The sequence below is a fragment of the Solibacillus ferritrahens genome (assembly GCF_037027585.1).
GTDB lineage: Bacteria > Bacillota > Bacilli > Bacillales_A > Planococcaceae > Solibacillus > Solibacillus ferritrahens.
In genome coordinates, this window is the sequence record NZ_JAXCLE010000001.1 from 1 (window position 1) to 22,486 (window position 22,486).

A 22,486-nucleotide genomic window follows, 5' to 3' on the forward strand; every position below is an offset into this window, starting at 1 on the left:
GGCCGTGTCTCAGTCCCAGTGTGGCCGATCACCCTCTCAGGTCGGCTACGCATCGTTGCCTTGGTGAGCCGTTACCTCACCAACTAGCTAATGCGCCGCGGGTCCATCTTATAGTGACAGCCGAAACCGTCTTTCAACTTCCAAACATGTGTTTAAAAGTATTATTCGGTATTAGCCCCGGTTTCCCGGAGTTATCCCAATCTATAAGGTAGGTTACCCACGTGTTACTCACCCGTCCGCCGCTAAATCANATAGCTCCAAAAAGGAACTTCTCAAGGTTACCATTTTAAAGTTATCATGTCAATAACATTTTGATGTTTTTTTAGTAATTCACTGACTCGAAATATTATATTACATTAAAATTCTGAAGCCAATAATTATTGCAAAATATTTTTTGAAGTAACCATCCTCTTAAGGACAATTAATAATATACCTTAAAAGGATGTATAAAATCAAGCTTTTTTTCTAAAAATCTTTTTCACATCAACAACGAATAACATTATCCCTAAAATTACGATTAAACCACCTACTATTTGAGAAGCAGTTAAATACTCATTAAAGATATACATCGCCAAAAGTGCCGCCCCTACAGGCTCAAACAAAATAGCAATGGAAATTACATTTGTACTCACCCATTTTAATGACCAGTTAAAAAGATTATGCCCTAATAAATTAGGAATAATCGCCAACAATAAAAACCACATCCAATCAATCGCTGGGTATGGACCGAATGATTCTCCTTTTACAATAATATAAAAGAATAGTGTAATCGTACTTACTGAATAAACAACCACTGTATAAGTTACAAGTGACAGTCTCTTTCTAACATCTTGACCAAACAATAAATATCCGGTTACTAATGCACAGGCAATTAACGCTAAAATATCACCAAAAAGTGCTGAACCGCTAATTTGAAAGTCCCCCCAACTAATCAGGACACTCCCTAAAATTGCTATAGCACCTGCCACAAACGTCTTTAATGTAATTTTCTCTTTAAAAAACAGATAGGTTCCGATAAATGCGAATAAAGGCTGCATTGTAACCAACACAGTAGAGCTTGCAACGGACGTGTAGTTTAGTGACTCAAACCACAAGATAAAGTGAAAGGCTAAAAAGATTCCTGCTATCGAAGAAAAGAACCAATCCCGTTTTGTTAGCATTTTGATTTCATGGCTATATTTCATTAAAAACCACGGTAGCATAATTATTATTGAAAACAACATACGATAAAATGCAATAACACCCGAATCTGCACTAGCCAGTTTTACAAAGATTGCAGAAAGGGAAACAGAAATTACACCTATCATAATTGGGATATATGGATGAATTGGTGGTCTTTCCACAAAAATGCCTTCTTTCTATATAAATAGTTTAGTATCCGATACATTTTCAATCTTACATACTAACTTTAACAAACTATACCTTATTAAAGGATTTTTTTCGATAAAGTTTGAATTTCATTCTATATAGAAAGGAGATCATGACATGGAATGGTTAGCCACCGATAAATTCACTTCAGAAATTTTATTAAAATTACTATTTGCGGCTACACTAAGTTTAATCATTGGGATTGAGAGGGAATTAAAAAAGAAGCCAGTCGGTTTAAAAACGAGTTTGGTGATTGCTACATTTAGCTGTTTGCTTACAATCATTTCAATCGAGACTGCTTATTCAACGCCTGCACGAGATGATATCAACATTACGATGGATCCATTACGTTTAGCCGCTCAAATTGTTAGTGGTGTTGGATTTTTAGGGGCTGGAGTTATTTTACGTAAAGGCAATGACAGCATTACAGGTCTTATAACAGCAGCCATGATCTGGGGGGCTGCAGCAATTGGTATTGCAGTTGGTGCAGGTTTTTATATAGAAGCATTCATTACCGTTCTTATTGTCGTATTAGGTATTGAACTTCTTGCCCCTCTATTGATGAAGTTCGGACCGAAACGATTAAGAATGCGAGAAGTTTCTTTAGCTATCATTACTGAACAAGCAGAGAATATAAATAATTTGATGGATTATATGAAGAAATATGATATGTTCGTTGAAAATGTAAGCATTCGAGATGTATCCAACTCCGAGAAAATATTGCACGAAATTGATATTCGGTTTACTACTATTGAAACAAATAATACAATCGAGCTATATAACCGACTAAGAAAGCTAAATTTTGTTCAAAATATTAAAATTGAGTATTTAGATTAATGGAGGAAAACGCATGGAAGAATTATTTAAGTTAATAAAAGGTGGTAATAAACCATCCTTAATTGCCGCTTTTGTCAATTCATTTTTAGGCATTATAAAAGGGGTTGCGTTCTTCTTCACTGGCAATGTCGCCATGTTCGCAGAGATGATGCACTCATTCGGGGATGCTGCAAACCAATTTTTCGTATTTATCGGTTCCGCGTTATCGAAAAAAGCTCCAACCCCAAGATTCCCCAACGGATATGGGCGTATTGTTAACTTAGTATGTTTAGGAGCTGTTTTAATTGTAGCTATTCTTTCTTATGAAACAATTAAAGAAGGATGGCATCACTTCCTACATCCCGCTACAGAATCTTCAGGGGTAGCTATTGCACTTGGCGTATTAACTCTCGGATTCGTATTAGAATTATTCGTCCTAAACAAGGCCGCAAAAGAAGTATTGCATGAAGTTGGGGTAGAACGTAAAGGGATTGCAATTGTTCAATCGGCTAAGTATCTGAAACGCGCAAAACCGGCTACAAAGCTCGTTTGGATGGAAGACTTAGTGGCAACTTCAGGAAACCTTCTTGCATTTTTGGCTATTGTCATTGCATACTTTACAGACTTTTACCGATTAGAAGGAATTGTTTCAATTATCATCGGTTTAATGATGTTTTATGTAGTAGGACGTGTCTTTTTGGATAATGCACGTGGAGCTATTGGTGAAACAGACGAGGAAATGCTAGTTCATATCGGAAACTTAGTAATGGAAGATCCTCACGTAAAGGATATTGCACGATTGGAAGTTATAAAAGAGGGCGAATTTTTGCATGTCGAATTAATTGCTGAAACAGATCCTAGTCTATCACTCGCATATTTAGATGATGTACGAGATCATTTAACTACCCTACTATTAAACCAAAAAGGGGTTACAAAGGTGACAATGGCCTTTGATGAAGATGACGGGGATCGTGCGTGGAAACATACTGTCACAAAGCCCGAAACGGAAAAAGGAATGATTTAATTAATTTTTATAATTAAAGGGAAGCTGGTCCAATAGCAGACCAGCTTCCCTTTTATAATTGTTATAATGACATTTCCAAAATTTTTCGTACGTCCTCTGCTTCAAGCTTATTGAAGTTTCCGAATGGACCATATACTAGGCAATGCTCAACCATTCCTTCAAAATGACTTGCATCGATTTCAAACTCTGCTAAGCGGTTTGGTGCACCTATAGATGTCCAAAATGCTGATAATGCCTCGATTCCTTCCATCGCAACCTGCTCATCAGTTTTGCCTGTTGCATCAATATTGAATACATTGATAGCCAACTTTGCAAATCGTGCGGGATTGACGTGTAAATTGTGCTTCATCCAGTTAGGGAAAATAATCGCTAAACCACTTGCATGTGCGATATCATAGTAAGCTGAAACAGCATGTTCAATATTATGTGTCGCCCAGTCACCACGGGAACCTAGTGATAAGAAGCCATTTAAGCCAATCGTTCCTGCAAGCATCAATGTTTCACGGTGTTCATAATTGAACGGATCCTCTAAAGCTTTAGGAGCAACTTCAATTAAGGTACGTAAAATCCCTTCACTCATTTCATCTGTAATCGGTGTGTTTGTCGCATTGTTAAAATATTGCTCAAGGATATGTGACATCGTATCTACAACACCATTTACTGTTTGATTTGCAGGCACCGTAAATGTATAGGAAGGATCTAAAATCGAAAACTTAGGGAACACAGCAGGGCTGCCCCATCCGTACTTTTCTTTTGTTTCCAAATTAGTAATAACCGATCCTGAATTCATTTCTGATGCTGTTGCCGCTAACGTTAATACAGTCGCCAAAGGTAATGCTTCCAATGCCAACACTTTCTTCGTTACAATATCCCAGGCATCTTCTTCGACTTTAGCTCCTGCCGCAATTAATTTAGAGCAGTCAATAACCGAACCGCCACCTACCGCCAATACGATGTCAACATTATGTTGCTTACAAATTTCAATTCCTTTTCTTGCTGTTTCCACACGTGGATTCGGTTCAACACCTGATAATTCAAATACATTCATATCCAAATCATTCAAAATTGACATGATTGATTCGTAAACACCATTAGCTTTAATACTTCCGCCGCCATATACAATTAAAATGTTTTTCCCGTATTGCGGAAGTTCCATTCGTAAGTTTTCGATACTTCCCTTACCAAAGTGTATTTTTACCGGATTGTAAAATGAAAAATTGTTCACTTATAATTCCCCCTATTTTCAAAAAAAGCCTCACCCCACATTGGGAGTGAGACTTTATTTTATAATGATTATACCCATCCACGGAAGCGAGAAGCCTCGGCAGTTCGGCGTACCCCTACCATGTAGGCAGCTAAACGCATATTAATATTGCGATTTTGCGCTGTTGTATATACATTATCAAACGCTGTAACCATTTTTGCATATAATTTCTCACGGACTTCTTCTTCAGTCCAATAATAACCCATATTATTCTGAACCCATTCAAAGTAGGATACTGTTACACCGCCTGCAGAGGCTAAAACATCCGGCACTAACAGAATGCCACGATCTGTTAAAATCTTAGTAGCTTCTGCAGTAGTTGGACCATTTGCCGCTTCTACAACGATGTTCGCTTTAATATGGTGCGCATTGTCAGCTGTAATTTGATTTTCAATTGCAGCCGGCACTAGAATATCGCAGTCTAATTCCAATAGTTCCTTATTTGAAATAGTGTTCTCAAATAGTGTTGTTACAGTACCGAACGAATCACGTCGGTCCAATAAATAGTCAATGTCCAAACCATTAGGATCATGTAATGCACCGTGCGCATCTGAAATCCCGATTACTTTTGCTCCTAAATCGCTCATGAATTTCGCTAAGAAACTACCAGCATTCCCGAAGCCTTGGATAACAACACGTGCACCTTTAATTTCGATCCCGCGTTTTTTTGCTGCTTCCTCAATTACAATTGTTACACCTTCAGCCGTCGCACGATCGCGCCCTTGTGAGCCTCCAAGTACAATTGGTTTACCTGTGATAAATCCTGGCGAGTTAAATTCATCCATACGGCTATACTCATCCATCATCCAAGCCATAATTTGAGCATTTGTGAACACGTCTGGAGCTGGAATATCTTTAGTAGGACCTACCACTTGACTAATAGCACGTACATAACCACGACTCAAGCGTTCGATTTCACCCATTGACATTTCACGAGGATCGCAAATAACGCCGCCTTTACCTCCACCGTAAGGAAGGTCGACAATACCACATTTCAATGTCATCCACATAGAAAGCGCTTTCACTTCTTCCTCCGAAACCATTGGGTGGAAACGTACTCCGCCCTTTGTAGGACCAACTGCATCATTATGTTGTGCACGGTAACCTGTGAATACCTTAGTCGTACCGTCGTCCATTTTTACAGGAATTCGTACTGTTAACATACGGACAGGTTCCTTTAGTAATTCATACATTGCCTCATCATAGCCTAGTTTATTTAATGCCTCATGAATTACTTCTTGAGTAGATGTGAATAAATTTAAATTTTCAGCCATTATATTATTCGCCTCTTTAAAATTATTGTATTTGTGTCTTTCCGCCAACATTGTAACATACTTCATTCAGAGTTTGTTAAATATTTCGTCACATTTTAAGCACTTTTATTATTTCAATAATAATTTATGAAAAAAAATACTTTTTAAACCATGTTTATTCTTAATTAACCTATTTTCCGCATTTAAAAACACACCTCATTATCCATTTATATAATGAGGTGTGCTATTTAATGTCCAGATTGTTCAATCCAGTCCTTTAATTTTTCCTTTAAAATCTGAAAACCATCTGCATCTACTTCATCTACCCGATCTTGTAAAGAACGGCGAGGTTGCATATCCCTTTTCCGATGAAAGGGTACTTCTTGAAGTTCACGAATGGATAAGCTTATTTTTTTTTGATCTGTATCTACATCTAAAACCTTTACTTGTATTTCATCACCAACGGATAAAAATTCACTAACATCCTTCACAAAACCATATGTGATTTCAGAAATATGCACAAGCCCTTGCGTAAATTCATCTAAAGCAACAAAAGCTCCGTATGGTTGTATTCCTGTTACTTTACCGGTTAACACGTCACCCACTTCAATTTTTTTTGCCATACTTTGTTCCTACCTTCTTTTCGTATATACGTAAATGTCATGTTAAATTATAACATATGAAGCTTACAGTAACAAAGAATCGTATTAGTCTAGCGTTTTTCTATCAATAATTATAATAAAAACCCAATAATTAAAATTATTTTATTGTTTGTTGCATGGAATTTATCATTTCACTAAATCTTTTTTGCAAAATTTGCGAATATTATTGTAAAATGTTTATTTGCATACACATGAGGAGGTTGTCTTTTGTCATCTAGAGATCAATTTACATCTAAGATTGGATTTATATTGGCTGCTGCAGGTAGCGCAATCGGTCTTGGAGCTATTTGGAAGTTCCCTTATATGGCGGGAACAAATGGTGGTAGTGTTTTTATTTTATTATTTGTATTATGTACAGTTTTGATCGGGTTACCGATTTTAATTGCTGAGTTTATGATTGGACGAAGAGGTCAAAAAGATCCGATTACCTCTTTTAAAGAGCAGGCACCAGGAAAGCCTTGGTTTATGATTGGATGGATCGGGCTAGTTGCATGTGGACTCATCCTATCGTTTTATAGTGTCGTTGGTGGCTGGATATTGAGCTATATTGTCAGAGCAACTACATTTTCCCTTACTGGTCAAGGGAATGACTTTGGCGCATTATTTACGGATATTATTTCAAATCCAATGGAAGTCCTAATTGCACAGGCATGCTTTATGATTTTGACTTTAGTTATCGTCCAAGCCGGCATTAAAAACGGAATCGAATCGGCTAGTAAATGGATGATGCCATTATTGTTCATTTTTTTCATCTTGCTATTTATCCGTTCGATTACATTAGAAGGAGCCTTTGAAGGTGTAAAATTCATGTTTATTCCTGATTGGTCCTATTTAAATGGTGAGACATTAATTTTAGCATTAGGACAGGCCTTCTTTTCACTAAGTATTGGCGTCGCTGCGATGATTACTTACGCATCTTATCTATCTAGAAAAGAAAAAATCGTAACTTCGGCTATGAATGTTGCAACGTTGAACATTGCGATATCATTATTAGCGGGTCTTGTAATTTTCCCGGCAGTTTTTGCACTTGGCTTTTCTCCTACAGAAGGACCTGGCTTAGTCTTCATTATGATTCCTGCAGTATTTGAGCAATTGCCGTTCGGTAGTTTTTTATTGCTTGTCTTTTTCATCTTATTGCTCTTTGCCACTGTCACTTCTTCCATCGCCTTATTAGAAGTAGTTGTTTCAATTGGTATACGCGAAAAAACAGAGCAACGTAAAAAAGCATCTACGTTATTTGCTGCCATCATTTTTATCGTAGGTATTCCAAGTGCGTTATCATTTGGTATTCTGTCCGACATATCGATTTTTGATCGCTCTATTTTCGACTTTGTGGATTATGTAACGAGTGCGATTTTAATGCCAATTGGTGCCCTTTTAACTTCGCTATTTGCTGGATACCATTATTCCAAGAAAATTTCACGTGAAGAAATCCAGGCATCGCCAATTTTATATACGGTCTGGCTATTCATCGTACGCTATTTAGCACCTATCTCCATCGTTGCTATTTTTATTAATAAAGTTTTCTTTAGCTAATTTTAAGGACTTGTTCGAATTAAATTTCGAACAAGTTTTTTATTTTTGTCATAAAAAGGTGATTTCATCAATAGTTCTACATATTATAATTAAATAAAAAGAATATATTGGAAGGATGTGCACCAAGTGAAATTACAGCTTCATGAACAGTTAAAAATATTGCGTCTAGAAAAAAACTTATCCATTGAAGATCTTTCAAAAAAGACACAAGTAGGCATTGAAAAGCTGACAGCCTATGAAAAAGGTGACCAAATCCCTTCGACGCAGACAATATTATTATTATCGACGATTTTGGAAGTACCTGTATCAAATTTAATGGATGGCTTAAATTTAAAAGCGAGCGGCCTCAGCTAAAGGTCGCTCGCTTTTTTTAAATTATGCATTTCGCTTCGAATTTTACAGCAATTAATTTATATGCAATAGCTACACAGCGTTCAAAAGGAATCCATTGTTCAAATGAATATTCATAAACTTTTTGAATTACTTTTGCCAGCTCTGTTGGATCATCTATTCCTTGTAATGCGGCTACAACATCAGCTGTCTCCGTATCATAGCTATTAATACCAAATCCGAATGGATCCCAGTTTTGTAATATATGAACACACTTTTGATTCATTTCAATATTTTCCATTTCCCTCACCTTAATACTCTCTTATAATAGTTGTATGATAACATAAGTAAAAATAAATTCTATAGAAAAGAGGTTTATTATGACTTTTTTTAACGAAATTCATGAGCGTCGAAATTCCAATTCAATTAAATGGGATATGATGAATGTTGTATACAATTTAGATGATACTTCAAATATTTTACCAATGTGGGTGGCTGATATGGATTTCCCCCCTCCCCCAGCAATGATCCAGGCTATAAAGGAACGCTTGGAGCATCCTGTATTCGGCTATACATTTGCGAACGACGATGTAAAAGATGCAATCGTCAAATGGTTTGAAACACGTCATGAGTGGCGAATTGATCCAACTACCATTCTATTCCAACCTGGTGTAGTGCCTGCAATTGCTACAATAATTGAGACATTCACAGAAGTGGGAGACAAAATTGCCATGTCTACTCCGGCATATCCCCCATTCTTCAATGTCCCAAAAGACCAGATGCGGGAAGTCGTGACTTGCGACTTAACAGAAAAGAATGGAATTTATACAATTAATTTCGAGACACTAGAAGAAGTTTTCCGTACTGGTGTTAAAATGTTTATTCTATGTAATCCACATAATCCAGCAGGTATTGTTTGGGGGCGTCAAGAACTTGAACAGCTTGTCGCATTATGTATTCAATATGATGTGTATTTATTATCCGATGAAATTCATGCAGACATTTTAATTCAGAAAGCCTATACACCTATTTTAACGTTGGCAAATGCTGATGAAGCAAAAATCATTACTTGTATTGCGCCTACAAAAACATTTAATATAGCGGGCATTCACGCTGCAATGATTGTTGCGCCTAATAAAGAGTTATTTACAGCTCTCGGAAAAAACTCGCAGGCACATGGAAACCTCGGCTTAAATACTTTTGCATGCACCGCTGTAAAATCTGTCTATAATGATGGTGGCGCATGGTTAGATGAACTGCTTTTATACTTAAAAAATAATATGGAATATGTTGCACAAGAATTAAATGCGATTGAAGGAATTACTGTAAAAATTCCTGATGCAACCTATTTAATGTGGATAGATTACCGCGCAACTGGCATTGAAGAAAAGGAAATGATGAATCGACTTCTAACAATCGGACAAGTTGCTCTAGATCCTGGTACGAAATACACTGAAGCAGGTCGAGGCTTTTTACGAATCAATGTTGCATGTCCATTTGATACGTTAAAAGATGGTGTTGAACGCATTAAAAAGACTTTGCAAACATTTAAATAACAAAATAAAGGGGCTATCCGGAAAATTTTCGGATAGCCCCTTCTACATTATGATTATTGTTTTTGTAACTGTTCCGATGCCTGTTCTTTAGCCATACGCTCATTACGTTCCTTTAATGCGCGTTCTTCTAAAACTTTTGCTTGTGCAGCTTGGCGAGCAGCGATACGACGAATAAAACGGAATGTAGCAAAAACAATAATCAGTAAGATTGCGAATTCAATTGCAGCGGGAAGATATAGTGATTTGTCTTCCGGAAAATACAAAAAGCCACCAGAGAAATTCATTAAAAATTGGTTCACGTGCTCACACTTCCTTTAAAATTTAGTCAATTACAGTGATTGACTCAATCTTAACATCTTCTTTTGGTTTATCGTGCATATTTCGGTCAACGTTCGTAATTTTGTCAACAACATCCATACCTTCCACTACTTGTCCGAATACAGTATGTTTACCGTCCAACCATGGCGTACCACCGTTTTTCTTGTATACTTCTACATCTTCCTTCGACCAACCGCGTACTTCCATTTGTTTTAGCATAGATACTTCTACTTGTGGTGCTTGTACGATGAAGAATTGAGAACCGTTTGTGCCTGGGCCAGCATTAGCCATTGATAAAGCACCACGGATATTTAATAATTCAGGAACACACTCATCTTCGAATGTACCGCCCCAGATTGATTCTCCGCCCATACCTGTACCAGTAGGGTCGCCACCTTGAATCATGAACTTTGGAATAACACGGTGGAAAATAATACCGTTATAATAACCTGATTTCGCGTGACCTAAAAAGTTTTCAACTGTTTTTGGTGCGTGCTCTGGGAATAATTTAATTTTGATTGAACCCATTGTTGTGTTCATTTCTACCATTACTTCGCCTGGATTTAATTCTTTTGATAATTGTGGAAACATTTTTGTCTCTCCTTTAAATAAATTATGGAATGGTTGGGTATAGGTAATAGAACCGAACTTCCCCTTTTCTACCAAGTTTCAGTTTACCATAACTCTGTTATTTTAAGCTAATAACATGTGAAGGACTTCCTTCGTATTACGAAATAAGTTATACTATATTACAAATATTATGGAAGAATGTGATTAATTTGAAAAATATGAGACATAATTTCATCATCATTTTAGTAGCAAATTTTATAGTTGCAGCGGCCGCTACGATGATCATGCCGTTTTTGTCTTTATATATTGATACGTTAGGAGATTTTTCAGACGACTACGTTCAAACGTGGGCTGGTTTAATCTTCGCTGCGACCTTTGTTACGGCATTTTTAATGTCACCTATTTGGGGGAGAATAGCGGACAAGTACGGGTACAAACCCATTATGATTATTAACTGCTTTGGTGTAGCAACAAGTATTTTTTTGATGGGTTACGTCCAAAATGTTGAGCAATTTTTCGTATTAAGGTTAGTGATGGGTGTCGTAACCGGCTTTATTCCAACTTCTATCGCCTTTATAAGTAGGCATACGCCAAAAGAAGTTGCTGGAAAAACGTTAGGCACTCTGCAAATGGGGAGCGTTGGCGGGACATTATTTGGTCCTGTTTTAGGTGGACTAATGGCAGATACATTTGGCTTTAAATATACATTTATTATTACGGCAGTTGCGATTGGTATTGCGGCGGTAATTATCATTGTGGGTATTCATGAACCGACCATTGTACGTAAAACAAAAAATGCAATTTACGCAAGCAAGAATGTGATTTGGGCAATTTTTCATCATCGATTAATTATAAACGTCATGCTTGTAACAACATTAATTCAAATCGGAAACTTTAGTATTCAGCCTTTGCTGTCACTCTATGTTTCAGAGCTTACTCCTTCACAGGAAGTCGCATTGCTTGCGGGTATTACTTTTAGTGCTGCAGGGCTCGGAAATATTTGCTTTGCCAGGTTTTGGGGGAAATTAAGTGACCATTACGGCTATGAAAAAATATTATCCTATTTATTAATCGTTGCTGTAATAATCATTATTCCCCAAGCTTTTGTAACAGAGTTATGGCAGTTAATTGGATTGCGCTTTTTATTCGGAATTGTTTCAGGAGGGCTTATTCCAATCACTTCTGCTCTTATTCGCCGGGAAGCTCCAATCGAGGTTCAAGGGGAAATTATGGGCTACAATCAAAGTTTCCGTTTCCTTGGCAATATTCTGGGACCGGTTTTGGGCGGAGTAGTTGCTAGTATCGGCGGTATTCACTCAGTATTCTATTCAACTAGCTTATTATTTTTAATCGCGTTTATTGTCATGTCATTTTTGAAAAAACTACCTGAGCAAAATATGAAGGAACTCTTAAAAAACCATGCTTAAATCTATATGAATATGGTATTCTTTTTTAGAGTACAACATCTAGAGAAAATTAACGATTGATGTTGGTAAACATATACATATGGGGGCCGATTAAAAGATGAAACAAACATTCGGCTACATAGTCATTTTATGTAGCATCCCTTTACTCCTATTAATCGGTAGTGAAGTATGGAAGGAAATAGGGAAAGCCAGACAACATGAACAACTAATCACACAATCTATTGAACTTCCTGAAGTCGTCTCAACATTACCCGTCAATTTATATGATGCTAATAAGGATATTTTCAGCGAAGAATATACAGAATGGTCACAGCCCCTTGCCTTGAATGAAATACCTGAAATAGTAAAACAGCTATTTATTTATAGTGAAGATGAAAGCTTTTACAATCATATTGGTTTTGACGTAAGTGCCATAGCTCGGGCATTTATTGCTAATACGTCCGAACAATCCATTCAACAAGGTGGGTCTACCATTACGCAACAGCTTGTAAGAATGCGCTATTTGTCTACAGACAAAACATATGAACGGAAATTAATGGAGCTTTTTTATGCATATGAAATAGAAAAGACCTATTCAAAAGATGAAATTCTTGAAATGTATTTAAACGAAATGTATTTTAGCAATCAAGTTTATGGAATCGGGGCTGCGGCAACTTATTATTTTAATCGCCCGTTAACAAAGCTTTCGCTTGCTGAAATTGCTTTTATCGCAGCAATTCCTAATAGCCCATCCTTATACGATCCTATTCATCATTTTGAAAACACAAAAAATCGCCAAGAACGATTAATCGATAAGCTCACGGAACATGGTGCTATTACTGCAACAGAAGCGACTGCCTATAAAGATGAAATAATTCAATTGGAAGTAAAACAAAAGACTCAACAATATCCTAGTTACAGCACATTCGTCTTGCAGGAGCTAAAGTGGCTTATCGCAGAGCAAACTGGCTATCGCGAACTTATTGACAAGACTTCAGATAAAATGGAAAAGGAATTTTTACAATTAGAGCTTCAAAAGAAAATTGATTTGATACTACGTCAAGGTATCAATGTATATACAGCACTTCAACCGGAAAAACAGCGTCAAGATGAAATAGCGATCAATCGTATCTTACCGAATACCGATTTACAGGCAAGTGCAACTGTTATTGATAATGAAACACGGGAAGTTGTCAGTATTTTTGGTGGCAAAGATTATAAAAAGCACGATTTACACCGCGCTTACCAAGCACCTAGACAGCCAGGCTCTGCATTTAAACCGATTAGTGTATTTGCACCTTATTTTGAAACGACTACCGGTACGAAAAATTCGATTATAAATGGTGGTCCGTATTGTATTGGCAACTTTTGTCCAGAAAATTACGGCCGCATTTGGTATAACAATGTAACTGTTGAAACAGCTTTCAAAAATAGTATCAACACAAGTGCACTCCGAATTTTTAATACGGTTGGAGTCGATACAGCTTTTTCTTATATAGATCGATTCGGCTTTCAATCAATAGTGGACAAAGATCATACTTATGCGGCAGCATTGGGTGGATTAACATATGGGGTAACATCACTTGAACTGGCCGATGCCTATTCTAGCTTTATTGATGGCTTTTACTCACCTGTACGTAGCATCCGTAAAGTGACAGACTTAACAGGAAAAGTGCTTTATAGCTGGTCTCGTGATCGTGAGGAAATTTGGTCTGCAACAACGACGAAAACGATGCGTGATTTATTGAATGCAACTGTAACAAGTGGTACTGCGCGTGGTCTTTATAGTGCTTCAGGCTATGTCGGCGCGAAAACAGGTACGACAAATGCATTTAAAGATTACTGGGTAGCAGGGCTAACAAAAGATTATACAACGGCTATTTGGATTGGATATGACAAACCTCGATCAATGGACTCAATTGAAAGTTCTAAAATTCATTTTTCAATATTTAATGCGATAACAGATTAAGTATGTAGAAACAGCAAAATAATATAAAAAAGCTTGTTAACTATTGTATAGCGCACCTCCCCCGCTAAAATGCTAACAAGCTTTTTTAATTTTATGCAAATGGCAAACCCGCAAGTATTCCATTGTAGAGCTTAACAATCGCATAGACGATTAACGCGAATAATACTGACCATGTAATTATTTCAAAAAAAATTAAGCCAATCACACCTGCAATAGACATATACTGACTCATTTTATAGACATTGTAAATAAAATAACAAAATACTGTTATTAAAAAAACTATGACTAGAATGGGTAATGATTGAAATCCGATGATAGAAGCAAATGCTCCGAAAAAGAAGATAACATATCCACCACGAGCTACATGAATTGTTTGCCCCTCTTTATCTTTTGAGAAAAATAACATTCCTAGCTCATGGACAGTTTCTCCTATAAGCTTTAACGCTGAGAATAGCATAAAAAATAAAAGTGCAAATACAATCAGTAGTACGAAACGCAATTCCAAATCCGATAAAAACTCACGCATACCGTTGTATACACCAATCGCGTGAAGTAATTGTAAGGATTCAGATATAGCAAACATACTGAATGAAAAGCTAAATAAAATGATTGTAATTAATGGTAAGTAGCCATATAAATATGGGTTTTTCATAATTTTATTTCCCTCAAAAATCGTAATATTTCCTTCTTCCATCATAGCCAACAATACTGTTACGAGCAAGTATGTCTTTACCTATAATTATTGCCTGTTTACCAATAACGTCGTCGGTATGGTGGATAATTATAAGGTGGGTAGTAGTAATTCGGTGGATAATTTGGTGGGTATGGTCCGTATGGTGGGTAATTAGGTGAGTACCTGTTATTAAGTGACCCCCCTAAAAAGCCTCCTAGAAAACTACCTAAAAACGGAACACCAAATGGATATACAAACCCTGCATTATTATATGGGTTACGATTAACCATGTTTATGTCCTCCTCCCTTATGAATAGTGTATTCATAATTTATAGGGCCGTTAGTCAATTGCCTAAAAATAAAAGATGTCCTGTAAGTTTTATACCTACAGGACTTCTTCTCAATATATTAATTATCGCGCAGCTCTACTAATGTAGCTAACGTACGTACCATGACGCCAGTTCCACCTTTTGGTCCTAAAGCATGTGGTGCACCCGCATCTGATGTACCTGCAATATCAAGGTGAATCCATGGAGTTTCTTCTGCGAATTCCCCAACAAAGCCTCCACCGAAAATCATATGTCCATCACGTCCAGGCGAGTTATTTAAATCCGCAATATCTGATTTTCGAATACGCTTTTTATCGCTTTCTGTTAATGGTAAGCGCCAAACGAATTCGCCTGTTTCTATCGCTGCTTCCATAAACTCCTCGAAAAACTCCTCGTTGTTTGTTAAAGCACCCGTTTTATCTTTTCCAAGTGCAACAATGACTCCGCCAGTTAAAGTAGCAACATCGATTAAGTAATTGGCACCTTGCTGTTTGGCATATGTCATGGCATCTGCCAGTACTAAACGACCTTCAGCATCTGTATTGAGTACCTCCACGGTTTTTCCATTGTACATTGTAATTACATCATCTGGTTTAAAGGCTTCACCAGATACCATATTATCTGTAGAGCCGATTACTGCTACTACATTTTGTTTTGGTCGTGTTTCACCAATAATGCGCATCGCACCAAGTACAGCTGCCGCACCACCCATATCACCTTTCATACCAACCATACCATCACGAGGTTTTAAAGAATAGCCGCCCGTGTCATATGTTACACCTTTGCCGACAAAACCGATCACGTCTTCCCACTCTGGTTTGCCCTGGTATTTAATCGTAATTAAACGCGGCTCTTCTACAGAACCTTTGTTGACAGATAAAATACCGCCCATACCTAATTCTTCAAGCTGTGCTTTATTTAAAACTTCCACTTCTAAATCGTAAATATTTGCAAGCTCTGTTGCATAATCAGCTAAATCTGTAGCTGTAAGTAAATTCGGTGGTAAGTTAATTAAAGTACGCGCTTCATTTACTGCATCTGCATACACTTTCCCAACCTCGAAGTTTTCTACTACCTCTTCAATCTTAGTTTCTGTTACAAATTGAACTTGATCTAAGTATGTGTTTGGTTCATTTGAAGATGTTTTATAGCTTAGTGTTGTATAGTAGCCTAAATTTAACCCTTCACCAGCTAAATATGCGACTTCTGTTTCTTCTAATTGATCAGTAGTAAATGATTCTACCCAAATTGCGACATCACTTACTTTTGCTTTCTTTAATTCTTTACCTGCTGTTGCAAATGCTTCGCGTAGTTCATTTGCTGTCATATGTTTGCGCTCACCTAGACCAACAAAATAAATACGCTTAAGTGAAGAATGGTTTCCTGAAAACGGCAATTTCGTAATTGTTTTAGACTCAGTTGAAATTTCCCCATTATGAAGCCATGTATTAATTGTCTCTCCATAGAAATCACTAAAAGTTGACCAATTTTTCATTTGCTCGCGGTGCTTTTGTACACCGATAATTAGCGTTTCCGAAGTTTGTGTATCAAATGTTTTTGCCATCACTTCAATGTTCATATGTTTAAAACCTCCTAATGTATAGTTTTATTATATACAAAATAAGTTAATTCGGGTAACGAAAGAAACAATTTTTTTATTTTTCTGTGAGTTTAATTTTAATCAAACATAGGAAAAATGGTATAATTATTGCAATTATGAGAAAGTGGGTGTAATTATCGAACTTCTGCAAAATACGCCACTTTGGCTCGGGATTTTCGCAATTGTTTTTGCGCAAATATTAAAAGTTCCAATCAATTTTATTGTTACTAGAAAGTTCGACTGGAGCTTGTTAACTTCTACAGGGGGGATGCCGAGTTCCCACTCTGCTGCTGTAACGAGCATTGCCACTGCAGTTGGTATAGAGGCAGGCTTTGATTCTGTAACTTTTGCTGTTGCTGCAATGTTAGCTGGCATTGTAATGTATGATGCGAGTCATGTACGCTTTCAAGCTGGACAACATGCAGCAGTTTTAAACGAAATCCGACATGACCTTCAGTTATTTTTTGGTGAAATCAAACGTTGGCCTGAAATGAATGAGCAGGAAAAAATAGAAGATTTAAAAACGTTATTAGGGCATAAAAAAAGTGAAGTATTCATTGGTGGACTTGCAGGAATAGTGCTCGCAGTTGTGTGGTATAGTGTTCAAGGTTTATAAAAAAATGGTCTGTTAAAAGTTTAGATTTCTTTTAACAGACCATTTTTTATTTTTAAAACATCCGATAACCTGCCTTTCGAAGAGCGATCATAACGAATCCCGCTACAATTGCGCCTCCGAAGCCACCCGCTAAAATTAATATATCAACGAGCTGTAATGCCTGAATTTTATCTAATAGTGCAGAAAATGCCATACTAGGTTTAAAGATATAATCTAAAAACCTTACCTCATCAATAATAAAAATTACGACAACCGGATAAACAATGGCCATTAACCATGTCATACGCAATAACATATTCAATAAAAATCCGATTCCGAAAAACATGACAAAAAATAAAACGATTGAAATGATTAACTGTACTAATGAAACATCATTCATGTTATGTATACCCCCAATAACCTCTCATAATTTTACATGATATAGTGGGTACTTTCAATTCAACATCCATAATAATGAACAGGAGATTAAAATTGTCAATACTTCTCCATAAAGTAAATTGTTTTTTAATTTAGTTAGTAATTATTTCTTGAAAAATAAATGATATTCGCTATAGCCGAATACATCCCCTGGATTAATATTTTCTATGATTGGATGAATATGATTAACAACTTGCTGGTGCGCCATCTCCTTCAACATAACGGATGATAATTCATGCTGTACGATATCTGCTGGTGCCATCCAGCAAGCTTCAACAATTTCTTTCTCCTGTAATAGAAACGGTTGATTATTATCGATTGGCTCACAATGAAAAATAGCCATATTATCGCTAATATCATTTAAAATCACACCTGATCGAAATCCTGCCAATCCTTTCACATTACAAACGATACCTGTCTCCTCTAAAACTTCACGCATTGTTGCAGCCGTTACCGTTTCTGCTTCCTGAACGAAGCCTGCTGGCAGCGACCAAACTCCTTTAAGGCCACCATAAGTTTTTTTTACGAGCAGCCATTCGCCCGCTTGGTTTTCAACAATGGCAGCAACCCCAAGCCATACTTTCCCTCTGTCCTTTTTCATAATAGAAATCCCCCTTGTTATGCTGATAAAAAAACTTGCAAAAGAAGTGTTGCACACTCGTTTGCAAGTTTGAAGTTAGATTATAAAAATTTAAATTTCCCTTTTTTCAGTGTTAAGCCTACACCACCAACTAAATACAGGGCACGGTCATCAACTACTTTTTTTAATGCAGATGCCGGCTTACCGGTAAATTTACGATCAAATGCAGTCCCAATAGCATCTTCATGCCCTAATGAACAGACAGCACCTTTATCATCGTATACAAATACTTCTGTAGACTCTTCATTAATTAAATGTTTAATATTTTTTGCAATGGTAACACCTTGCTGCATCGCAATTTGCGCAGTTGGCGGATAAGGACGCCCCACCTCTTCATTTAGTAGAAAAGCACAATCCCCTACGATAAATACATCATCAAAGCCTGGTGCGCGCATGTCTTCACGTACAGCAATACGTGCTCGATTCGACTCGATGCCACTTGATTCCACTAAAGCATTCCCTCGTATTCCTGCTGCCCATACGACCGTACCTGCTTTAATAAATTCAATTTCTTCTTCATCTTTTCTAATTTTCACACCTTCTGCTGTCGCTTCAACAATTGGTGTCCCAATCGAAAACTCTACGCCCTTTTTGGATAATTGTGCTTTTGCATAATCAACAAGCTCCGGATCAAACCCGGGTAATACTGTCGAAGCTGCTTCTACACAGAGCAAACGTACTTTTTCTTTAGGTATATCAAATTCTTTACATAGCTCAGGGATACGGTTACCCAGCTCTCCCAAAAATTCAATTCCTGTAAAGCCTGCTCCACCGACGATGATTGTTAATTTGCTATCGTCTTTTACTTCATCCAATGTCCAGGAAGCAAACTGATATTCAATATGCTCGCGAACTTGGCGTGCAGTATTAATATTAGTTAATGATAATGCATGCTCTTTCAAACCTGGGATACCGAAAGTTTCACCTTCAAAGCCCAATCCAATGACTAAATAATCATACGTGAAATCCCCGGCAGAAGTACCAACTATTTTTGTATTGACATCGATGCTTTCAATATTTGCTTTTACAAAGGTTACGTTATGATTAATTACTTTTGAAATAGGGTAGCGCGCCTTGTCAGGAGAAATCGTTCCTGCCCCAACTTCATGCAACCATGTCGTTTCATAATGATAGTCATTTTTGTTCACTAAAATAATCTCTGCTTCGTTTGCGTTGACAAGCTTTTGTAAATTAACAGTAGTAGTTAATCCACCATAACCTGCGCCTAATACTAAAATTGTCGGTCTTTTCATCAATCAAAACCCCCTTAATTTTAATGTACTAGCGCAAGTTATAGAAACTTTCTATTTGCTGTACGCTAGAATATGCTACTTTTTTACGAAATTACTACTCTTAATAGTAGCGTTTTTTAATGGTTATTTCAAACAAATTAGTAAATAGCATTCTATTAATTAACGATGTTATGCTCATATAAATAGTCATATCTGATATCTATAAATAGAAATTCTTCATTGGCAATGGCCATCGAATAGGTACGTGTTAATTCTCCTGTTTCTATGTCGCTATATACGGAAGACAATTCTCCCTGATTGTCTTTTGTCATTTTAATAATATTCAATAGGAAATAAGGTCGCCAACTCCAATTTTTCCCTATAGTTTCTTGATGCATCTCCCACTTGCCTTCATTCCATCGGATATTCGGTGATGTTTGGAAACCATTATTATCGCAAATATAAAGTCGGAACGTACAATCTTCCAGAGCTTTTGCCAGTTCCAATAATTTTTCATATTGTGTACCCGTAGGATTTAATTGTTCAACAACTGTACAAATTACTCGCTCCAGACGCTTCATTTCATCATATTTTTGTAGAAGCTGTTTCTTCTCTGTAGCAATAAATTGTTCACACTCATTGCGGAAACGCTCTTTTAATGAATCCCGCGCATGAAGTTCCTTCTGTGGAAGTTGTAAATAAGGTCCTTTATAATACCTGGCCCCATTTTTCCATCCATGCTGCAATTGATATACAGTTTCAATATTTTCAATTAATAATTGAGTGCCCATCTTTACAGCGAGTGTACGAATTGTAGAAAAGGCATGATTTTGTGCACCCCATAAATTGTAATTCAGCTGACCTACATTCAATTTTAAAATGGATGGCTCAAGCAGCAATATATTTTCGAGCTGTGTTTGAGACCCGACTTCTGCAAACGCAATTTTAATGCCATATGTCTTTATATAACGGATAAGATGTTGAAGTTGATTCATTTCCCCATCAAATTTATGTTCAGTCATTACAAGTGTAATATTCGATAAATTAGATTCTACAACTAATTCCTTTAACATTGAAAAGTAGCTTTCGCCAAAATCAAGCATAAGCAATTCTGGATTGCATGGAATGTATAAACCAAAATCATCGATTAAATCCGTAACTGCCTGCAAAGATCTCCGGACAAATAATTGCTCGATTTCTGCTCTAATATCGGCAGGAACATCTTTTTCATATGTGAATTTTTCTATATTAATTACATCATTTTCGCTTTCCACTTGACCAATTACTTCATATGCGATTACGCGATGTCCATCTGCACTATAGATCGGCTCATATAAAATTTCGATTTGATCAAGCTTATCCAATAACTCTAATACACTCACCTCAATGCCCCCTAGCAGTATGGTTATGGTTTTACTATTATAATAATTCAATCCTTATAATAATACAAAAGTATACACTAAAACATAGTTCCATTATAGGAAATATCTGAATTAAAAAAGTCTTTAGCACTTATCGCTAAAGACTTAATCATTTTCATTCTTATTCACATGGTTGCTCTTCTGCTGGTCGTGCTGCCGCTTTAAAGCTTGTGCCGCAGCCGCATGAAGCAAGTGCGTTCGGGTTGTCGATTGTGAAACCGCCGCCCATTAATGATTGTTTAAAATCAATTTTTGTATCCTGTAAAATACCCGCATCTTCTTTTGATACGATAATTTGGATTCCGTGTTGGTTATCGATATAGTCATCTTCATTGACTGTTTGCTCAAATGCCATTCCATAAGAAAGGCCACTACAACCACCGCCTTTTACTGCAATACGTAAGCTGGCATTTTCCTCTTCGTTATGGACCATCATTTCTTTGACTTGAAATGAGGCCGCTTCTGTTAATATGATTACTTGTTTTTCACTTGCCATTTCAGTCACCTACCTTCTTTACTTATCATATCAATTGTAATTCGTATCTGACAACAAAACTGCCTAATACAATTATTTTACTACTCACTTTTTATTTTAAAAGGAAAAAATACCTAAAAAATCATATTTATTCATTTACTTTATCACTTTCCCTTTGCTATCCCTGCTATAATATAGTTATTACTTATGCGAGAGGTATGATACCTATGATAATTTCCCCATACTATGAAAAAGAAATTGAATGCTTAAACTGCCAAAAAAAATTTCCCACATTAAAAGTGCGTTCAAAATCCATAAAAGTTGACCATACAGAATCCGATTTCCAACCAATATATGCAGATAATGAGGTCAACGCATTATACTATAATGTATTCGTTTGTCAGCATTGTGGATTTTCCTTTACGGAAGACTTCAATAAATATTTTGCCCCAGGAGTTAAAGAAAAAATCACTATTCAAATCACTAATAATTGGATACCCCATAACTTTAAAGGTGAGCGTACGGTTTTCGATGCCATCCAGGCATATAAGCTTGCGTTATTATGTGCGACAATTAAAAAGGAGAAATTTGTTATTATTTCTGGTTTGACCTTACGACTTGCATGGTTATACCGCTCCGTTAAAAATACAGGGCAAGAACAACGTTTCCTTAAAATGGCCCGTGATTTTTATATGGAAAGCTTCTCGACAGAAGATTATTCAGGTTCACAAATGTCTCCCGTACGTATTATGTATTTGATTGCTGAATTATCCCGTCGCATCCACGATTATCAAAATGCAACGCGCTTCTTCTCACGCGTCATCGAAAGTCAGCGTGTTGGTGGCGAAGCAAAACTTATTGAGATGGCCAAGGAACAATGGGATTTGGTTCGAGAAGAACGGGAAAAAATGCCCCTATAAAAAATAGAGCTGCCTTAATATTAAATTAAAGGCAGCTCATGCTTTTTTTGCTATCTTCTATAAAATGTTATAACCCAATATTTAAGGGCTA

At 36.8% G+C, this 22,486-nt stretch carries 24 protein-coding genes and 1 rRNA gene; 9 read left to right on the forward strand and 16 right to left on the reverse strand.

What is annotated here, in order from left to right:
* Together SNE38_RS00005 and SNE38_RS00010 are read right to left on the reverse strand one after the other, a co-directional pair.
* Window positions 1-285 (reverse strand): 16S ribosomal RNA (locus tag SNE38_RS00005); the annotation flags it as partial.
* A 167-nt stretch (window positions 286-452) separates the two neighbouring features.
* Window positions 453-1,343: a DMT family transporter gene (locus tag SNE38_RS00010; RefSeq protein ID WP_191703868.1), complete on the reverse strand. Its 891-nt coding sequence runs from the start codon at window positions 1,341-1,343 to the stop codon at window positions 453-455.
* Window positions 1,344-1,485: 142 nt separating this feature from the next.
* Here SNE38_RS00010 and SNE38_RS00015 point away from each other — a divergent pair, with 142 nt between their 5' ends.
* Both SNE38_RS00015 and SNE38_RS00020 read left to right on the forward strand, forming a co-directional pair.
* Entirely contained in the window at window positions 1,486-2,205 is a 720-nt protein-coding gene (locus SNE38_RS00015) for an MgtC/SapB family protein (RefSeq protein ID WP_336045598.1), read from the forward strand.
* Window positions 2,206-2,218: 13 nt separating this feature from the next.
* Window positions 2,219-3,208 carry a cation diffusion facilitator family transporter gene (locus SNE38_RS00020; protein WP_191703866.1) on the forward strand — a complete coding sequence of 330 codons (990 nt, stop codon included), beginning with the start codon at window positions 2,219-2,221 and terminating at the stop codon, window positions 3,206-3,208.
* 61 nt (window positions 3,209-3,269) lie between these two features.
* On the opposite strand, the gene SNE38_RS00025 is transcribed toward SNE38_RS00020, so the two are convergent.
* From SNE38_RS00025 to yugI, 3 genes are all read right to left on the reverse strand, one after another.
* Complete coding sequence (locus SNE38_RS00025) at window positions 3,270-4,433, reverse strand: iron-containing alcohol dehydrogenase (protein WP_191703865.1); 1,164 nt, start codon at window positions 4,431-4,433, stop codon at window positions 3,270-3,272.
* Between the two features lie 68 nt (window positions 4,434-4,501).
* A complete protein-coding gene (locus SNE38_RS00030; protein WP_191703864.1) occupies window positions 4,502-5,746 on the reverse strand; it encodes a Glu/Leu/Phe/Val family dehydrogenase in 1,245 nt (414 codons plus the stop codon).
* A 227-nt stretch (window positions 5,747-5,973) separates the two neighbouring features.
* A complete protein-coding gene (gene yugI, locus SNE38_RS00035; RefSeq protein WP_191699868.1) occupies window positions 5,974-6,348 on the reverse strand; it encodes a S1 domain-containing post-transcriptional regulator GSP13 in 375 nt (124 codons plus the stop codon).
* Between the two features lie 246 nt (window positions 6,349-6,594).
* Between yugI and SNE38_RS00040 the strand changes: the two genes are divergently transcribed.
* Together SNE38_RS00040 and SNE38_RS00045 are read left to right on the forward strand one after the other, a co-directional pair.
* Complete coding sequence (locus SNE38_RS00040; protein ID WP_191703863.1) at window positions 6,595-7,923, forward strand: sodium-dependent transporter; 1,329 nt, start codon at window positions 6,595-6,597, stop codon at window positions 7,921-7,923.
* Between the two features lie 126 nt (window positions 7,924-8,049).
* Entirely contained in the window at window positions 8,050-8,277 is a 228-nt protein-coding gene (locus SNE38_RS00045) for a helix-turn-helix domain-containing protein (protein ID WP_191703862.1), read from the forward strand.
* Window positions 8,278-8,293: 16 nt separating this feature from the next.
* Here SNE38_RS00045 and SNE38_RS00050 read toward each other — a convergent pair whose 3' ends face one another.
* Entirely contained in the window at window positions 8,294-8,554 is a 261-nt protein-coding gene (locus SNE38_RS00050) for a DUF1871 family protein (protein WP_191703861.1), read from the reverse strand.
* Between the two features lie 79 nt (window positions 8,555-8,633).
* On the opposite strand from SNE38_RS00050, the gene SNE38_RS00055 reads away from it, so the two are divergent.
* Entirely contained in the window at window positions 8,634-9,809 is a 1,176-nt protein-coding gene (locus SNE38_RS00055) for a MalY/PatB family protein (RefSeq protein ID WP_191703860.1), read from the forward strand.
* 53 nt (window positions 9,810-9,862) lie between these two features.
* Here the strand turns inward: SNE38_RS00055 and SNE38_RS00060 are convergent, their stop codons facing one another.
* The gene (locus SNE38_RS00060) at window positions 9,863-10,108 is read right to left on the reverse strand and encodes a hypothetical protein (RefSeq protein ID WP_318247690.1); all 246 of its coding nucleotides are present in this window, start codon (window positions 10,106-10,108) and stop codon (window positions 9,863-9,865) included.
* 22 nt (window positions 10,109-10,130) lie between these two features.
* Window positions 10,131-10,718 (reverse strand): peptidylprolyl isomerase, encoded by a 588-nt coding sequence (locus tag SNE38_RS00065; protein WP_191703859.1) that lies wholly within the window; start codon window positions 10,716-10,718, stop codon window positions 10,131-10,133.
* Between the two features lie 188 nt (window positions 10,719-10,906).
* Between SNE38_RS00065 and SNE38_RS00070 the strand changes: the two genes are divergently transcribed.
* Window positions 10,907-12,124 carry an MFS transporter gene (locus tag SNE38_RS00070; protein ID WP_191703858.1) on the forward strand — a complete coding sequence of 406 codons (1,218 nt, stop codon included), beginning with the start codon at window positions 10,907-10,909 and terminating at the stop codon, window positions 12,122-12,124.
* Between the two features lie 97 nt (window positions 12,125-12,221).
* On the forward strand, window positions 12,222-14,072 hold the full coding sequence (locus SNE38_RS00075) for a transglycosylase domain-containing protein (RefSeq protein WP_336045599.1): 1,851 nt from the start codon (window positions 12,222-12,224) through the stop codon (window positions 14,070-14,072).
* A 91-nt stretch (window positions 14,073-14,163) separates the two neighbouring features.
* Here the strand turns inward: SNE38_RS00075 and SNE38_RS00080 are convergent, their stop codons facing one another.
* The 3 genes from SNE38_RS00080 to SNE38_RS00090 form a co-directional block, all read right to left on the reverse strand.
* The gene (locus SNE38_RS00080; RefSeq protein WP_336045790.1) at window positions 14,164-14,724 is read right to left on the reverse strand and encodes a YufK family protein; all 561 of its coding nucleotides are present in this window, start codon (window positions 14,722-14,724) and stop codon (window positions 14,164-14,166) included.
* Window positions 14,725-14,822: 98 nt separating this feature from the next.
* Entirely contained in the window at window positions 14,823-15,035 is a 213-nt protein-coding gene (locus SNE38_RS00085; protein WP_191703856.1) for a hypothetical protein, read from the reverse strand.
* A 118-nt stretch (window positions 15,036-15,153) separates the two neighbouring features.
* Window positions 15,154-16,653, reverse strand: a complete 1,500-nt coding sequence (locus SNE38_RS00090; protein ID WP_336045600.1) for a leucyl aminopeptidase — start codon at window positions 16,651-16,653, stop codon at window positions 15,154-15,156.
* Window positions 16,654-16,798: 145 nt separating this feature from the next.
* On the opposite strand from SNE38_RS00090, the gene SNE38_RS00095 reads away from it, so the two are divergent.
* On the forward strand, window positions 16,799-17,290 hold the full coding sequence (locus SNE38_RS00095) for a divergent PAP2 family protein (RefSeq protein WP_336045601.1): 492 nt from the start codon (window positions 16,799-16,801) through the stop codon (window positions 17,288-17,290).
* 52 nt (window positions 17,291-17,342) lie between these two features.
* On the opposite strand, the gene SNE38_RS00100 is transcribed toward SNE38_RS00095, so the two are convergent.
* The 5 genes from SNE38_RS00100 to SNE38_RS00120 form a co-directional block, all read right to left on the reverse strand.
* On the reverse strand, window positions 17,343-17,669 hold the full coding sequence (locus SNE38_RS00100) for a YuiB family protein (RefSeq protein WP_191703854.1): 327 nt from the start codon (window positions 17,667-17,669) through the stop codon (window positions 17,343-17,345).
* Window positions 17,670-17,810: 141 nt separating this feature from the next.
* On the reverse strand, window positions 17,811-18,308 hold the full coding sequence (locus SNE38_RS00105) for an NUDIX domain-containing protein (protein ID WP_191703853.1): 498 nt from the start codon (window positions 18,306-18,308) through the stop codon (window positions 17,811-17,813).
* 80 nt (window positions 18,309-18,388) lie between these two features.
* Window positions 18,389-19,600, reverse strand: coding sequence for an NAD(P)/FAD-dependent oxidoreductase (locus SNE38_RS00110; protein ID WP_191703852.1), 1,212 nt, complete (start codon window positions 19,598-19,600; stop codon window positions 18,389-18,391).
* A 155-nt stretch (window positions 19,601-19,755) separates the two neighbouring features.
* Complete coding sequence (locus SNE38_RS00115) at window positions 19,756-20,961, reverse strand: EAL-associated domain-containing protein (RefSeq protein ID WP_191703851.1); 1,206 nt, start codon at window positions 20,959-20,961, stop codon at window positions 19,756-19,758.
* A 160-nt stretch (window positions 20,962-21,121) separates the two neighbouring features.
* On the reverse strand, window positions 21,122-21,496 hold the full coding sequence (locus tag SNE38_RS00120) for a HesB/IscA family protein (protein ID WP_191703850.1): 375 nt from the start codon (window positions 21,494-21,496) through the stop codon (window positions 21,122-21,124).
* A gap of 206 nt (window positions 21,497-21,702) precedes the next feature.
* Here SNE38_RS00120 and SNE38_RS00125 point away from each other — a divergent pair, with 206 nt between their 5' ends.
* Window positions 21,703-22,395, forward strand: coding sequence for a DUF2225 domain-containing protein (locus tag SNE38_RS00125; protein ID WP_191703849.1), 693 nt, complete (start codon window positions 21,703-21,705; stop codon window positions 22,393-22,395).
* Window positions 22,396-22,486 lie beyond the last annotated feature (91 nt).

Excerpts from the sequence above, each read along its gene's own strand:
- SNE38_RS00015 (WP_336045598.1), top strand. The coding sequence starts at position 1,486 with ATGGAATGGTTAGCCACCGATAAATTCACTTCAGAAATTTTATTAAAA.
- SNE38_RS00020 (WP_191703866.1), top strand. The coding sequence starts at position 2,219 with ATGGAAGAATTATTTAAGTTAATAAAAGGTGGTAATAAACCATCCTTA.
- SNE38_RS00030 (WP_191703864.1), bottom strand. The coding sequence starts at position 5,746 with ATGGCTGAAAATTTAAATTTATTCACATCTACTCAAGAAGTAATTCAT.
- yugI (WP_191699868.1), bottom strand. The coding sequence starts at position 6,348 with ATGGCAAAAAAAATTGAAGTGGGTGACGTGTTAACCGGTAAAGTAACA.
- SNE38_RS00050 (WP_191703861.1), bottom strand. The coding sequence starts at position 8,554 with ATGGAAAATATTGAAATGAATCAAAAGTGTGTTCATATATTACAAAAC.
- SNE38_RS00055 (WP_191703860.1), top strand. The coding sequence starts at position 8,634 with ATGACTTTTTTTAACGAAATTCATGAGCGTCGAAATTCCAATTCAATT.
- SNE38_RS00065 (WP_191703859.1), bottom strand. The coding sequence starts at position 10,718 with ATGTTTCCACAATTATCAAAAGAATTAAATCCAGGCGAAGTAATGGTA.
- SNE38_RS00075 (WP_336045599.1), top strand. The coding sequence starts at position 12,222 with ATGAAACAAACATTCGGCTACATAGTCATTTTATGTAGCATCCCTTTA.
- SNE38_RS00080 (WP_336045790.1), bottom strand. The coding sequence starts at position 14,724 with ATGAAAAACCCATATTTATATGGCTACTTACCATTAATTACAATCATT.
- SNE38_RS00085 (WP_191703856.1), bottom strand. The coding sequence starts at position 15,035 with ATGGTTAATCGTAACCCATATAATAATGCAGGGTTTGTATATCCATTT.
- SNE38_RS00090 (WP_336045600.1), bottom strand. The coding sequence starts at position 16,653 with ATGAACATTGAAGTGATGGCAAAAACATTTGATACACAAACTTCGGAA.
- SNE38_RS00100 (WP_191703854.1), bottom strand. The coding sequence starts at position 17,669 with ATGAATGATGTTTCATTAGTACAGTTAATCATTTCAATCGTTTTATTT.
- SNE38_RS00105 (WP_191703853.1), bottom strand. The coding sequence starts at position 18,308 with ATGAAAAAGGACAGAGGGAAAGTATGGCTTGGGGTTGCTGCCATTGTT.
- SNE38_RS00110 (WP_191703852.1), bottom strand. The coding sequence starts at position 19,600 with ATGAAAAGACCGACAATTTTAGTATTAGGCGCAGGTTATGGTGGATTA.
- SNE38_RS00120 (WP_191703850.1), bottom strand. The coding sequence starts at position 21,496 with ATGGCAAGTGAAAAACAAGTAATCATATTAACAGAAGCGGCCTCATTT.
- SNE38_RS00125 (WP_191703849.1), top strand. The coding sequence starts at position 21,703 with ATGATAATTTCCCCATACTATGAAAAAGAAATTGAATGCTTAAACTGC.